This is a genomic window from Amycolatopsis minnesotensis (assembly GCF_039529815.1).
In the GTDB taxonomy this organism is placed as follows: Bacteria; Actinomycetota; Actinomycetes; order Mycobacteriales; family Pseudonocardiaceae; genus Amycolatopsis; species Amycolatopsis minnesotensis.
Genome location: NZ_BAAANN010000030.1, coordinates 46,066 through 59,014 on the forward strand (window position 1 = coordinate 46,066; position 12,949 = coordinate 59,014).

Sequence of the window (12,949 nt, forward strand, 5' to 3'; positions counted from 1 at the left end):
AGCGTGGACGAGGCGTGGAGGAAATCTTCGTGGACTCAAGGTGAGAGCAACTGCGTCGAGGTGCGGTTGACGGCGCGCGTCGAGGTGCGGGACACCAAGGACCGGCCGGGTGGCCAGATCGACCTCGCCCCGGCGGCGTGGGGCGCGTTCCTCGCGCGCCTCGGCGGTTGAGCCGAGCACGACGAACGCCCCCGGCACCATCTTGGTGCCGGGGGCGTTCCGTGTCGGGTTCCGGGTGCGGCCGGGAAGAGCGCAACCGGAATCGCGGACGGCGATCTCCATCTCTTCCCGCGGCAGGGCGGCGACTCAGGTCCACAACGGACTGATAGGAAACCTGCCTGAGTGCTGTCATGCGGTAGGCGTATGACGGGTTGCGCAACAGGTCTTGGACACCGTCGCGGTGCCGGGATTTGATCGGGGCATGGAGAAATACGACGGAAAGCGCGCACTGGTCACCGGGGGCAGCGGTGGAATCGGCCTGTCGATCGCACGCCTGCTGGCCGCGGCGGGCGCTCGGGTGATGGTCACGGGGCGTGCGGAAGCCGCACTCGAAACCGCGAGCGAAGAGGGCCTGATCGCGGTCCGCAGCGACGCCACCTCGAAAGCCGACATCGACGCACTGGCAGGAAGGGTCGAGGACACGTTCGGTCAACTGGACGCGGTGTTCCTGAACGCGGGCACCGCCGACTCGACATCGTTCGAGGCGATGACAGAGCAGCGGTACGACGCCGTGTTCGCGGCCAACACCAAGGGGCCCTACTTCACCTTGCAGCGGCTGCTGCCGTTGCTGGCCGAGGGCGGTGGCGTGGTGCTGACCACCTCGATCGCGAACGAGCTGGGGCTGCCGGACCACGGCGTCTACTCGGCGAGCAAGGCCGCCCTCCGGTCGATGGCGCGGACCTGGGCTCGCGACCTGCTGCCGCGCGGTGTCCGGGTCAACGCGGTGAGCCCGGGGCCGATCGACACCGGCATTCTGCTCAGGGGCCTGCCCGCCGACGTGGTGGCGGAAATGTCGGAGGGCTTCGTCGCCCAGATTCCGATGCGGCGCCTGGGGAATCCGGAGGAGGTCGCGCGTGCCGCCCTGTTCCTCGCCTTCGACGCGACCTACACCACCGGCGCCGAGCTGACCGTCGACGGTGGCGGCACCCAGTTGTGACGGTTGCGAGGATCGTGGACCGCGAGCTCGGCGCCAGCTCAGTCGACCAGCGTGAGAGGCGTATCGCTGAGGCGGTCCGCGAGCAGGTCGCCGAGCAGCGGTCCGCGAGGCTGCGTTGAACCCGGCGCTCCCCGAGGCCCATCGCGGCTGTCATGGGCACGGCGAACGCCCCCGGCATTTCTCGGTGCCGGGGGCGCTTGGCGAAGGCTACCTCGGCGTCTGGACGGGGACCTGCGGCGCCGAAGGGGATCGCCGCTTCCCGAGGATCAAGCCGTGGAACACGTTGAGCCGTTGGATGTTCCCGGTGCCCTCCATGAACTCCACGCCCCTGGCATCGCGCACGAGCTTGTCCAGCAGCGGGTGCTGCACGCGCGCGCCGGGGCCGAAGAACTCGCACGCGGCCACCGTCACGTCCTCGGCAAGGCGGCAGGTGCGGGCCTTCGCCGCGGACGCGAGCTGTCCGCCGTCGCGGCCGTAGTCCACCGCGGCCGCCGCCATGTGCAGCAGTTCGCGGGCGCAGTCGATGCTCGCGCCGAGCCGGTCGAGCCGGTCGCGTTCGGAAAGTGTGAGCAGGGCGCGATTGTGCAGTACGTATTCGTATGCCGCGCGGGCGATCCCGAGCGCGACCGCCGCCACCGAAGAGCGCAGCCGGTCGAAGACCTGCACCGCCGCCCACATCCCGCGCTTGGTCGGCGGGAGGTGCATGCCCAGCACCCGGTTCGACGGCACCTCGACGCTTTCGAACCGCAGTGCGCTGATCCGCGCGCCGCGCATGCCGAGCGATTCGATCGGCTCCGCGAAAACACCGGGGAGCGCGGTTTCCAGCAGCACCGCGGTCACCCCGAGCGGCCCGGACCGGTGCCGCGCCAGCACCACGCCCATCTCGGCGCGCGACGCGTTGCCCACGTAGCGCTTCTCGCCGGTGAGCACCGAAGGCGCGCCGTCCTTCCCGAGCACCAGCGCGGTCCGCATGGCCGCCGCGTCCGAACCGCTTTCCGGTTCGGTGAGCCCGAAGAACGTCCACGTCGGCTTCGCCAGCAGCCTGTCGTAGTACCACTGCTTCTGCTCGGTGTCGCCGAGGACGTCGACGAGCACACCGGACATCGACGGGCCCGGCGCGCCCAGCAGCAGCCCCGCGTCGCCGACGGCCAGCTCCTCCATCAGGACCGTCCGCTCCAGCGCCGTCGAGCAGTGGAACCGGTACCCGCCGATCAGCTCGGGGGAGTGCCCGTACTCCGGCGGGATCATCAGCGTCGACATGAACCGGACCCCTGGCAGGTCGAGGTGCTTCCCGATCCCGTCCGGGTCCCGGTCGACGTCGAGCGCCGCCGCGCGGAAGTCGCCGGCCCATTCCCGTGCCTGGCCCCGCAGCGCGAGCAGCTTGTCGTCGAGAGCGAACATCAGTCCTCCTTCCCGAGGTTCGAGGCGTAGGCGTCGGCGAGCAGCTCCGACGCCCTGGCCAGCCTGCCCGCGCCCGCCGCGGTGAACCCGCTGGCGCCGAGCGTGCGCAGGAGGCCGCGGTCGGCGCCCGAGAGCCGCTCGTGCACGTGGCGGAGCAGCCGCGGGCGCGGTGCCGGCCCGTCGCCGTGCAGCACGGCGGCGGCTTCGAGCTGATCGATCAGCGCGTCGGCGAGCGCGTCCTTCAGCACCGGGTGCAGCAGGAGGCTGCCGTCCTGGGCATGTCTTCCCGCGAGGTAGTCGACGCACCGCTCCAGCAACGCCTCGGACAGCCCGAGCCGCACGCCGGCCACACCGCGCGCCCAGTTCAGCCGCACGACGTCCCCGTGCGGGGCGGCGTCGTGCGGCGCCGGGTGCCGGTACTGCACGAGCGGCCCGCCCGGCGCGTCCAGTTCGCCGGGCAGCAGCCGTTCCCGGCCGCGGTCGAGCACGGTCCCGTCGAGCCACACCTGGCTGGTGTCGGCGGCGAGACCGGCGGGAAGCACCGCGAACCCGTCACGGCTGAACGGCAGCAGCCCCGGCAGCAGGTACCGCTGCAGCTCGTACAGCGCGGGCGCGGCCCCGAGCGTGCGCGCGGTGGCGCGCCCGCGGTCCCACACGTCGGCCTGGGTGGTCGTCGTCATCGTTTTCTCCCCTCACGAAGCGAGGCACAGCGACAGCTCGCCGCGGCTCGCGTCGTAGTCGGCGAACACGGTCGGACCCGCGACGGCGCGCCAGATCCCGCCGCACGGCCTGCCGCCTGCCCCGGGTTCGTCGCCGAGGATCCCGGGTCCCGGCACCACCTCCGGGGTGCCCAGTTCCGCCACCCGCGCGGCCAGCAGTCCGTCCACATCGGACGGACCGACCCCGCGGAACTGCTCGACGGACAGCGTGCTGCCCGCCGAGGCGTCCAGTACCAGCGCCACGGCGACATCGCCACCCGGTTCGGGTGCCGTGCCCCCGTCGCACGAGGCGGTGGACTGGTCGGCGAGCAGCAGCAGCACACGCCGGTAGGAGTGCCGCCTGCTGTAGTCGGCGATGATCCGCAGCGCGGTGTACGCCGCGGACGCGCCCTGGTCGGACACGCTGAAGGTGAGTGGGTCACCGGGCAGCGCGTGGTTCAGGTAGGTGGCTGGCGAGACCCACGGGTGCAGGTCCGGTGTCGCGTGCGCGACGAGGACGAGGTCGAACTCCTCGTCCAGCTCGCCCGCGGTGCGCAGCAGCGAGACGATGTCGCGTGCCATCGCCGCGAAGGTGGTTCCGACCACGGAATCCGCCTTCGCGACCGTTCCCCGCCGTGCCTGCCGTGCTGTTGCGTCGTTCAGGAACCCGAGGACGTCGGGATCCTCGACGCGGCAGCCCGGTTCGGGGAACTCCCTCCGGACGATCCTGGCCAGCCGGAGCGGGAGTTCGGCGCCGCGCGCCGGACTCCCGCCCTCGGCCAAGCGGGGAACTGTGGTGCCGCCGGTCCGGTACACCGCTACAGCTGACCCGTGACGAAGTCCGCCAGCGAGCCGACGGTGTGGAAGTCGCTCATCTCGAAGCCGTCCGCCTCGAGCTCGATGTCCAAGGTCTCCTCGAGCTGCATCAGCAGTTCGAGCACACCGGTGGAGTCGAGGCCGAGCTCGTCGAACAACCGGGTCTCCTCGGTCAGCGACGGCAGCTCGTAGTCGAGGACACCGGCCAGTGCGTCGCCGATGGCCGAGGTGACGCGTGCGCGGTCGGTGGCCTGGATGGTGGTTGCGTCGGACATGGTCGCTCACGACCTTTCTGTGATTACTTTCTTGGTGGGAAAGGGTTTCAGCGGGCAGGCTGCTCGCTGGGCGCCACGTGGTGCAGGCGCTGGTGGGAAAGCAGGTCGGCGGTGGTGTCCCGCTCGCGGATGAGGTACGGCTTGCCGTCGTGCACGAGCACCTCGGCCGGGTAGCCGTGGCTCAGGAACAGCACCGGTGACGCGGTGGGCCCGTAGGCGCCGGAGCGGTGCACGCCGATCAGGTCGCCCTGGCGGACCGGCGGCAGCGCCACCTTCTTGCCGAGCGTGTCGTTCGGCGTGCACAGCGGGCCGGTGACCTGCCAGCTCTCGTCGGCGGGCTCGTCGGCGCGGTTCAGCACGGACATCGGGAAGTTCCGCTTGACGAAGGAGCCGATGCCGACCGCGGCCATGTGGTGGTTCGTGCCACCGTCGGTCACCGCGAACTTCTCGCCGAGCGATTCCTTCGTGTACTCGACGCGGACGACGTAGGTGCCCGACATCGCGGTGAGGTAGCGGCCCAGTTCCATCACCAGCCGCGTGTCCGGGCGGCGCGTGGCGAACTCGTCGAGGATCGGGTTGACCTTGCCGGCCAGCTCGTCGACGTCGAGGTCGTGCTCGTTCTCGAAGTAGGCGATGCCGAGCCCGCCACCGATGTCGACCATTTCCAGCGGGAACCCGTGCCGCACCGAGATCTTCTCGGCCAGCTCCAGGATGCGGCTGGTGTTCTCGGCGATCGAATCGGCGCTCAGGATGCGCGTGCCCATGTACACCTGCACGCCCATCAGCCGGACGTTCGGGTGCCGCGCGCCCACCGTCGGGTCGGCGAGCACCTGCGCCTCGTCGATGCCGAACTGGCGCGGCTTGCCGCCCATGGTCAGGCCGGAGCCCTTGACCGCGAAGGACGGGTTCACCCGCAGCGCCACGTTCGCGACGATGCCGCGCGCCTGCGCCAGCCGGTCGATCCGCTCCAGCTCGCCGAAGGACTCGCAGATGATCGCGTAGATGCCGGCGTCGAGGCAGGCGGCGATCTCGTCGACGCTCTTGCCAGGCCCGAGGAAGAGGATGTCCGAGGGCCGCACGCCCGCTCGCAGCGCGGTTTCCAGCTCTGCCAGCGACGACACCTCCGCCCGCGCGCCGTGTGCGTGCAGCAGCGCGCAGATCGAGATGTTCGGGTTCGACTTCATCGAGAAGAAGATTTCGAGCGACGGGTGCAGCCTCGCCCGCAGGCCGGTCAGGCGCGCGCCGAGCTCGTCGCCGTCGTAGACGTAGAGCGGGGTGCCGAACTGGCCGGCGATTTCGGTGGCGCCAAGCCCGCCAACGGTGAACTCGGTCATGCTGGTGCTCCTCGGGTCAGCCGGGCGGTGATGGCCCGGTCGAGTTCGGCGGCACGGTCGACGGAGTTGGCCACGATCAGGCCGTAGAGCCTGCCGTCGAATCCGGTGCCGTCCGCCGCGGCGGCGGCGTTGACGGTCGCGTAGTTGTTGATCAGCAAGCCTTCTCGGCTCTCGGCCGTCCACAGCAGATCGTTGAGCGTCGCGCGCGCTTCGGCGAAGGGCAGCGGCGCGTCGAGCCGGAGCCCGTAGTGCCGCGCGATCGCGACCTGGCCCTCGCCGAGGAACCGGTCCTGCAGCCGGATCTGGTAGGTGGACATGTTGTGCCGCGCGTTGATCTCGATCACCGGGTGGATCTCGCCATCGGGGCCGACGATCGCGTCGACACCGACCACGCCGAAGAACCCGTCGGAGTGCAGCTTCTTGCCGAGCTGCTCCGCGGTCCCCCGCAGGATGTCCACCTGGGACTCCGACAGCGCGGCGGGGAACCGGTGTCCCTTGTGGACACCGCCCTCGGTGATCGCCTCCTTGACGAAGTCGAAGTGCACCGAGCCGTCGGCGGCGAGGGTGAACTGGTAGTTCAGGTCGGCCCGCTTCGCCACCCACTCCTCGATGACGAACCCGATGCGCTCGTACCCGCCCTTGGCGACCTGCTTGGCGATCATCCGCTGCAGGCGCTGCAGCCGCGAGACGGAGTCCACCACGGAGATGCCCTTGCCGGACACCCCGAGCGCCTCCTTCAGCACCACCTTCTGCCCGGTTTCGAGCACCTCGGCCGCCCCGGCGACGGCTTGTTCGAGTTCGTCGAGCGTCGTGGCCGCCCAGCCCTTCGGCTGCGGGATGCCCAGCTCGTCGGCGGCGCGCCTGCTGTAGACCTTGCTGTTGACCGTCTTGCAGATCGCCGCCGACGGCGCGCCGAGCGTCAGCCCGGTGCTTGCGACGAGGCGTTCCTCCACTTCGGACACGCCGTGCGGGATGAGCCGCGCGCCGAGCGCACCGAGGCTGCACAGCGCGTCCAATACGGACTGGTCGGCCAGCGCGTCCTCGGTGACCGTGCGCTGCGGGTCGCCGGTGCCGACCGCGTGGATCCTCGGCAGGTCGATGCCGAGGTCGGTGAGGTAGCGGAGATAGGACTCCTCCGGCGCGGACTTGAGCACGACGTGGTCGCCGCCGCCGGCGAGCAGCAGGGCGAACTCGTCCATCCGGTTCACCACGGCGACACCGGAACTGGAGGACACCCTCGGCAGCCCGCATTCGCCGCGGGCCCACTGCTCTTCGACCTCGAGGTTGCCGAGGAAGACCAGCGGCACGCCGGGTGCCCCGATCGCGGTCTTGAGCCTGCTGTGGAAGTTCGGTGCGGTCATGGGTCGGACATCCCCTCTAGTGCTCGAACAACATCGCGGAGAAGGTCGAGCCGAGCCCGACCGAGGTCATCAGGTAGCGCTGGCCGGGAGCCAGCACCCCGAGGTCGTGCGCGGTGCGGTAGTTCAGGAACGGGTCGGCGCAGAAGCAGTGGCCGGTGACCGGCACGTTGTCGAGGAAGACCCGCTTCGGGTCCAGCCCCATCGCGGCCGCCGCCCTCGTCCAGGAGATCGTGTTGACGTTGTGCGGCAGCACGATGTCCACATCGGACAGTTCGAGACCGGCGGCGCGAGTCGCCTCGCGCATCACCTCGGCGAGCCCGTCGCCGTAGATCTGCCGGAACTGCGCGGCGACCTCCGGTGACATCACCACCGCGGCGTCTTCCCTGCCGTAGGAACGCGTGGCGTAGCCGAGCATCCTGTCCTGCGAGGTGCCGGGCCCGACCAGTGCCGCCGCGGCCGCTTCGCCCATGATCGCGACGTCGGGGATCATCCGCACGGACTGGCTGAACGCCTTCTCGCCCATCAGCACCAGTGCCAGCGCGTCCGGGTCGCCGTCGGCCGCGAGCAGCGTGCCGCACAGGTCGACGGCGAGCAGCCCGGAGGCGCAGGCGTGATCGGACACCGTGAACGTCGAAGCGTGCCGCAGGCCGAGCGCGTCGCTGGCGATCAGCAGCGGGCTGTCCGGGTAGGGCGCCGTGGTGGTCACGGTGCGGGCGCGCACCACGTACTTGATCCGGTGCTCCTGCCCGGCGAGCTCGGCCAGCTTCCCCGCCGCGGCGAGGAGGAGTTCGACCTCCCCCTCCTCGCTGCGGCAGACCTCGGAGAGCCCGTAGAGCCGGTGGAACCGGCGCAGCTGCGTGTCCGTCAGCCCCAGCTCGTCCTGCAGGCTCGCGATCGGCACGCCAGGAGGCAGGTGCGAGGCCACCCCGACAAGTGACGTCATGGCTGTGCTCCCCTCGGTCCTTTGTGGTCGGTTGGTCAGTGGGTGAGTGCCTGCTGCTCGGACAGCGCGCGCAGCCTGGGCAGGCCGCGCTCGCCCTTGCGGCCCGCGCCACGGCTGACTTCGAGCGGGTCCCAGCCGGGGGCGCGCTCGGGAAGCAGTTCGGAGTTGCCGTAGACCTTGCCCCGGTACACCTCGGGCATCAGCTCCTCGCCCATCACCGCCGAGGCCGCCGCCACACCGCTCACCGCGACGCTGACGATCCCGGCGCCGAAGCGCGTGTTCTGTCCTGCCACGTAGAGCCCGCCGACCGGCGTGGTGACGTCCGGGCGGTGCCCGGCCCGCCCCCAGGTCGCCAGCCCGAACGGGGTGCCGCCGCTGGAGCGGATGTAGCGCTCGTGGGTCAGCGGGGTCGCGGTCTCGACATGCGTGACGTGCGGCCGGATCGGCCCGAGGATGTCCTCGGCCAAGTCGAGCAGCCCGTCGGTGAGGCGCTGCTTCGCCTTCTGGTACGCGGGATCGCGGCGGTAGTTGCCGCCGTTGACCGGGCCTTCGCTGACGCCCCACGGCTCGTACCCCGGCGGCACTAGCGTCATCACCTCGAAGTTCGCATGACCGGGCGGGCACACCGTCGCCGTGCCGTGGTCCTTGATCGAGGTGAACGACATGAACGCGAAGGGCAGTTCGTCGAAGTCGCCTTCGATCACCTTGCGGTAGGCGGTCTCGATGTCCTCGTTCGGCCAGTACCAGACGTTGCCGTTCGGGATGTCCAGCTCGCGGTCCATCGCGACGTAGGTGGTCGAGGTCGCCAGCCGCATCGTGGCGTCACGGCTGCGCTTCACCGCCGCGGCGGGGAAAGCGCCCTCGGCCAGTTCGAGCACGGTCCTGCGGTAGTCCGCATTGGACACCACGACCGGCGCGTTCAGCTTCCTGCCGTCGGCGAGGGTGACGCCGGTGGTCCTGCCGTCGGTGACGTCGATCCTGGCCACCCGCGCGTTCGTCCACAGCGCACCGCCGTGCGATTCGATCGCCTCGACGAACGCGGCGACCAGCGCCTGCCCGCCGCCGGCCGGGTAGTAGCTGCCGCGCATGTAGTCGTCGACCATGTTGGCGTGCAGCACCACCAGCGTCTGGTTCGGCGCGGTGGCGTAGTTGCCCGAGGTCGCGGCCAGCACGGTCCTCGCCCGCGGCGACAGTCCACAGTGGTCGAAGAGCTGGGTCAGCATCCGGTGGTTCCACCGGCGGATCTCCGGCGGCAGGTTCATCACGTCGGAGCCGGGGACGCCGAGCAGCCTTCCCCGGTTGGCGTCGGCGACCGCCGCGCACACCGTGACGAACTCCGAAAGGCCGGCGGCCTCCTCCGGCATCGCGGCGACCAGCCGCTCGCGGTAGCGGTCCCAGCTCGCCGGCACCTCCACCGTGACGCTGGGCAGGACCACGCGGTCGTAGCGCTCCTGGTCGAGCGGGCGGAAGGTCACCCTGTCCTCGATGCCCAGTCCACTGAGGATGGACGGCAGGATGCCGCCGTGCCCGCAGTCGCCGAGGTAGTGCACGCCGACGTCGAACTCGTAGGCACCGCGCCGCCGGAACATGTGGCTGTTGCCGCCCGCGACGTCGTAGGCCTCCAGCGCGAGCACCTTGCGCCCGCTCGCCGCGAGGTACGCCGCCGCGGTCAGCCCGCCGATCCCGGTGCCGACGACGATCGCGTCCCAGTTCTCCCGCGTTCCCGTCGCCGGGAAATCGCCTTCGAAAGCCATCGATCTTCTCCAAGCTGTTGAGAGGGCCCGCTTGCCGGGGCCGGGTCCTAGATGGTCAGACCGCCGTGGATTTCCATGACGTTGCCGGTGATGTAGCCCGCCTTGTCCGAAACCAGGAAGGCGACCAGCTCGGCCACCTCCTCCGGGGTGCCGAAGCGCCGCATCGCGATCTGCGAGAGCAGCTTCTTGCGCGCGGGTTCGGCGAGCGCGGCCACCATGTCGGTGTCGATCAGGCCGGGCGCGACCGCGTTCACCCGCACCCCGAACCGGCCGACCTCCTTCGCCAGCGCCTTGGTGAAGCTGATCACCCCGCCCTTGGACGCGGAGTAGTTGGCCTGCGTCGGGTTCCCGTACACACCGGACACGGAGGACAGCGTGACCACGGAACCGGTGCGGCGCTTGCACATGTCGAACACCGCGGGGCGGCAGACGGTGAACACGCCGTCGAGGTTGGTCCGCAGCACCGCGCCCCAGTCCTCGTCGGACATCAGCGTCAGCGCGCCGTCCCTGGTGATCCCGGCCGAGGTGACCACCGCGTCGATCGGGCCCAGCTCCGCCTTGGTGGCGTCCAGCCACGCCTTCACCTGCGCGGAGTCGGCGACGTCGGCGCGCACCGCGAGCGAGCGCCCGCCCGCCGCGGCGATCTCCTTGCCCAGCGTTTCCGCGGCGTTTTCGTCGCTGCGGTAGCAGAATCCGATGTCGTAGCCGTCCTCGGCCAGCTTCACCGCGACCGCGCGGCCGATACCGCGCGAGCCGCCGCTGATGACCGCGACCTTGCGCCCGGTCATCGCACACCGCCTGCCAGCGCGGGCTCGCGCGCCTCGGTGCGTCCGGCCGCCGTGACGGGGTGCAGCTTCAGCAGCGCGGTGGAGATCGCGCCGTCGTCGTCGAGCGCGGTGATGACCGCGAGCCCGTCCTCGTCCCGCTCCGCGCCGAGCACGGTGGCGAGCTGGAACAGTGCCGAGACCGAAGCGGTGTCGCCGATCAGGTCGTGCGCCGCGGTGGTGTCCGCCCTGGTGCCGAACAGATCGCTCAGCGCGTTCCGCTCGTCGGCGCTCGCGGTGGTGCCCGCGGCGACCGAGACCTCGCCCTGCCGGACGCCGGCGCGGTGCAGCGTCCTGCTCACCGCGTCGCGGACGGCCTGGCCGCGGTTCCCGCCGACGCAGGTGGCCGACTCCACGGCGAGCAGCGATGCCAGCGGTGTGGCACCGCGGGCGATCGCGTGCGCGGCGGGCTCCAGCAGGACCATCGCGCAGCCTTCGCCGAGCGCGGGGCCGGGCGTGCCGTCCTGCGCGCACCGCTCGACCTTCGCGCGTGCCGTGCTGTACTCCTCGGCGGCACCGCAGAGCACCATCCTCGCCCTGCCGGTGGCCAGCAGCCGCCGCGCGTAGTTCAGGCCGACGAGCCCGGTCCGCCGTCCCGCCGCGACAGTCGCGTTAGGACCCTTGAGCTGGTGCCAGATGGCCACCTGGCCCGCCGCGCAGTTCATCACGCAGCTCGGCACCGCGGCCGGCTCGACGTGGTCCGGCCGCTCACCGACCAGTGACGCCCTGGTGAAGCCCATCATGCTTTCCGGGCTGCCGGTGGTGGTGCCGAGCACGAGGCCGGTGCCCTCGGCGAATTCGTCGTCGCGATCGGGAACCTGGGCCAGTAGCCGGCCCGCGGTCACCACGGCGAGTCCGGTCACCCGGTTCATCGACCGGGTGCCCTTGGCGCCCAACAGGCTCCGCACGTCGAAGTCCGGTACCAGCGCGGCGCGCTCGCCCGCGACCTGCCAGCGCTCCTCGTCCACTGCGTCCACAGTGGACTCGCCAGCGGTGAAGCCGTCGGTGAAGGCGTCGTGCCCGTATCCGAACGGGGAGATGGCCGACCACGCGGTGATCACCGGTGGCCCGTCGGGGTTGAGGTTCACCGCGTCGCTCCTTCCAGCTCGGCTTCGGCGCTTTCGGTGTTTTCGGTGCTTTCGGTGTCAAGGCGGCCGAAGATGACCACGGAGTTGTTGCCCCCGAAGGCCCAGCCGTTGTTCTGCACGATCCGCAGGTCCGCCGGCACCGACTCGTTCGGCACGCAGTCGACGGCGCATTCCGGATCGGTTTCCTCGTGGTTGACCGTCGGCGGCACGAAGCGGTCGGTGATCGCCAGGGCGCAGCCGATCGCGGCCAGCGCGCTCGCCGCGCCCATCGTGTGGCCCAGCATCGACTTCATCGACACCACGCGCGGGGTGTCCTCGCCGAACAGGTCCCTGATGGCCCTGGTCTCGGTGAGGTCGTTGGCCTTGGTTCCGGTGCCGTGTGCCGAGATGAGGTCCACCTCGCCCGGTTTCACCCCGGCGTCGTGCAGCGCGAGGTCCATGCACCGGGTGATGCTCGGCTGGTGCGGCGCCACCGGGTGGTTCGCGTCGCACGAAAGCCCGTAGCCGAGCACTTCGGCGTAGATCCGCGCGCCGCGGGCCTGCGCGGATTCCAGGCTCTCCAGCATCAGGATGCCGGCGCCCTCACCGGTGAGGATGCCCATCCGGTTCTTGTCGAACGGGCGGCAGCAGTCCGGCGCGATGCTGCGCAGCCGGTAGAAGATGGTGAAGGTCTTGCGGCACACCGCGTCCGCGCCGCCGACGAGCGCGAAGTCCGCCTCGCCGAGCCGGATCGCGTCGAACCCGTTGCCGATCGCGTAGTTGCCCGCGGAGCAGGCGGTGGCGATCGTGCTCGACTCGACGTCGGTCAGGCCGAGCTCGCGCGAGATGGCGGTGGAGATGTTCCCCGCCGGGATGCGCCTGGCGTTCACCGGGTCCATCCCGGCCTCGCCCCCGGCCAGCTCCGCCTCGACCAGGGTGTCCAGGTCGCGGCACTCGCCGTCGGTGGTGCCGACCGAGACCACCCCGCGCCGGTCGCGCAGCCGGTCTTCGCCGATCCCGGAGTCCTCGATCGCGAGCCTCGCCGCGGCAACGGAGAACCGGCTCGCCCTGCCCAGTTCGGTGATGTCGACGTTGTGGATCCAGCGCTCCGGCTCGAACCCTGGCACCTCGCACCCGTTGGAGTGCGCGAAACCCGTGGTGTCGAACGCGGTGATCGGCCGGACGTTCGACCGGCCGGCGCGCAGCGCCGCGCTGAACTCCGCGACCCCGGTGCCGATGCTGGAGATGACACCGCACCCGGTGATCACCACCCTGCGGTCGGCCGGTCGTGCGGCCGATCCCGTTGGCTGCGTGGACATC

The 12,949-nt window shown here is 70.9% G+C and carries 13 protein-coding genes; 2 read left to right on the forward strand and 11 right to left on the reverse strand.

The features are described 5' to 3' along the window. Nucleotides 1–3: 3 nt before the first annotated feature. Entirely contained in the window at nucleotides 4–171 is a 168-nt protein-coding gene (locus tag ABD256_RS31265) for a DUF397 domain-containing protein (protein WP_344427143.1), read from the forward strand. A 250-nt stretch (nucleotides 172–421) separates the two neighbouring features. Continuing rightward, complete coding sequence (locus ABD256_RS31270) at nucleotides 422–1,156, forward strand: SDR family oxidoreductase (RefSeq protein ID WP_344427146.1); 735 nt, start codon at nucleotides 422–424, stop codon at nucleotides 1,154–1,156. 207 nt (nucleotides 1,157–1,363) lie between these two features. On the opposite strand, the gene ABD256_RS31275 is transcribed toward ABD256_RS31270, so the two are convergent. Genes ABD256_RS31275 through ABD256_RS31325 form a run of 11 tightly spaced genes read right to left on the reverse strand, consistent with a single transcriptional unit; the run spans nucleotide 1,364 to nucleotide 12,948 of the window. Further along, a complete protein-coding gene (locus ABD256_RS31275) occupies nucleotides 1,364–2,557 on the reverse strand; it encodes an acyl-CoA dehydrogenase family protein (protein ID WP_344427149.1) in 1,194 nt (397 codons plus the stop codon). Then, a complete protein-coding gene (locus tag ABD256_RS31280; protein ID WP_344427152.1) occupies nucleotides 2,557–3,237 on the reverse strand; it encodes a DUF2786 domain-containing protein in 681 nt (226 codons plus the stop codon). Before ABD256_RS31280 ends, ABD256_RS31275 begins: the two co-directional genes overlap by 1 nt. A 12-nt stretch (nucleotides 3,238–3,249) precedes the next feature. Then, the gene (locus ABD256_RS31285; protein WP_344427155.1) at nucleotides 3,250–4,038 is read right to left on the reverse strand and encodes a beta-ketoacyl-[acyl-carrier-protein] synthase family protein; all 789 of its coding nucleotides are present in this window, start codon (nucleotides 4,036–4,038) and stop codon (nucleotides 3,250–3,252) included. Between the two features lie 35 nt (nucleotides 4,039–4,073). After that, complete coding sequence (locus ABD256_RS31290; RefSeq protein ID WP_344427158.1) at nucleotides 4,074–4,346, reverse strand: acyl carrier protein; 273 nt, start codon at nucleotides 4,344–4,346, stop codon at nucleotides 4,074–4,076. 47 nt (nucleotides 4,347–4,393) lie between these two features. Further along, nucleotides 4,394–5,680 (reverse strand): type III PLP-dependent enzyme, encoded by a 1,287-nt coding sequence (locus ABD256_RS31295; RefSeq protein WP_344427161.1) that lies wholly within the window; start codon nucleotides 5,678–5,680, stop codon nucleotides 4,394–4,396. Beyond that, nucleotides 5,677–7,041, reverse strand: a complete 1,365-nt coding sequence (locus tag ABD256_RS31300; RefSeq protein ID WP_344427164.1) for a preATP grasp domain-containing protein — start codon at nucleotides 7,039–7,041, stop codon at nucleotides 5,677–5,679. The genes ABD256_RS31295 and ABD256_RS31300 overlap by 4 nt, the downstream gene beginning before the upstream one ends. A 16-nt stretch (nucleotides 7,042–7,057) precedes the next feature. Further along, nucleotides 7,058–7,984: a 3-oxoacyl-[acyl-carrier-protein] synthase III C-terminal domain-containing protein gene (locus tag ABD256_RS31305; protein ID WP_344427166.1), complete on the reverse strand. Its 927-nt coding sequence runs from the start codon at nucleotides 7,982–7,984 to the stop codon at nucleotides 7,058–7,060. A 35-nt stretch (nucleotides 7,985–8,019) separates the two neighbouring features. Continuing rightward, on the reverse strand, nucleotides 8,020–9,738 hold the full coding sequence (locus ABD256_RS31310; protein WP_344427168.1) for a phytoene desaturase family protein: 1,719 nt from the start codon (nucleotides 9,736–9,738) through the stop codon (nucleotides 8,020–8,022). Between the two features lie 47 nt (nucleotides 9,739–9,785). Next, nucleotides 9,786–10,526 carry a 3-oxoacyl-ACP reductase FabG gene (gene fabG / locus ABD256_RS31315; protein WP_344427169.1) on the reverse strand — a complete coding sequence of 247 codons (741 nt, stop codon included), beginning with the start codon at nucleotides 10,524–10,526 and terminating at the stop codon, nucleotides 9,786–9,788. Then, nucleotides 10,523–11,650 (reverse strand): beta-ketoacyl synthase N-terminal-like domain-containing protein, encoded by a 1,128-nt coding sequence (locus tag ABD256_RS31320; RefSeq protein WP_344427171.1) that lies wholly within the window; start codon nucleotides 11,648–11,650, stop codon nucleotides 10,523–10,525. The genes fabG and ABD256_RS31320 overlap by 4 nt, the downstream gene beginning before the upstream one ends. After that, on the reverse strand, nucleotides 11,647–12,948 hold the full coding sequence (locus ABD256_RS31325) for a beta-ketoacyl-[acyl-carrier-protein] synthase family protein (RefSeq protein WP_344427172.1): 1,302 nt from the start codon (nucleotides 12,946–12,948) through the stop codon (nucleotides 11,647–11,649). The genes ABD256_RS31320 and ABD256_RS31325 overlap by 4 nt, the downstream gene beginning before the upstream one ends. Nucleotide 12,949: the final 1 nt, after the last annotated feature.

Excerpts from the sequence above, each read along its gene's own strand:
- ABD256_RS31270 (WP_344427146.1), top strand. The coding sequence starts at position 422 with ATGGAGAAATACGACGGAAAGCGCGCACTGGTCACCGGGGGCAGCGGT.
- ABD256_RS31275 (WP_344427149.1), bottom strand. The coding sequence starts at position 2,557 with ATGTTCGCTCTCGACGACAAGCTGCTCGCGCTGCGGGGCCAGGCACGG.
- ABD256_RS31280 (WP_344427152.1), bottom strand. The coding sequence starts at position 3,237 with ATGACGACGACCACCCAGGCCGACGTGTGGGACCGCGGGCGCGCCACC.
- ABD256_RS31290 (WP_344427158.1), bottom strand. The coding sequence starts at position 4,346 with ATGTCCGACGCAACCACCATCCAGGCCACCGACCGCGCACGCGTCACC.
- ABD256_RS31295 (WP_344427161.1), bottom strand. The coding sequence starts at position 5,680 with ATGACCGAGTTCACCGTTGGCGGGCTTGGCGCCACCGAAATCGCCGGC.
- ABD256_RS31300 (WP_344427164.1), bottom strand. The coding sequence starts at position 7,041 with ATGACCGCACCGAACTTCCACAGCAGGCTCAAGACCGCGATCGGGGCA.
- ABD256_RS31305 (WP_344427166.1), bottom strand. The coding sequence starts at position 7,984 with ATGACGTCACTTGTCGGGGTGGCCTCGCACCTGCCTCCTGGCGTGCCG.
- ABD256_RS31310 (WP_344427168.1), bottom strand. The coding sequence starts at position 9,738 with ATGGCTTTCGAAGGCGATTTCCCGGCGACGGGAACGCGGGAGAACTGG.
- fabG (WP_344427169.1), bottom strand. The coding sequence starts at position 10,526 with ATGACCGGGCGCAAGGTCGCGGTCATCAGCGGCGGCTCGCGCGGTATC.
- ABD256_RS31325 (WP_344427172.1), bottom strand. The coding sequence starts at position 12,948 with ATGTCCACGCAGCCAACGGGATCGGCCGCACGACCGGCCGACCGCAGG.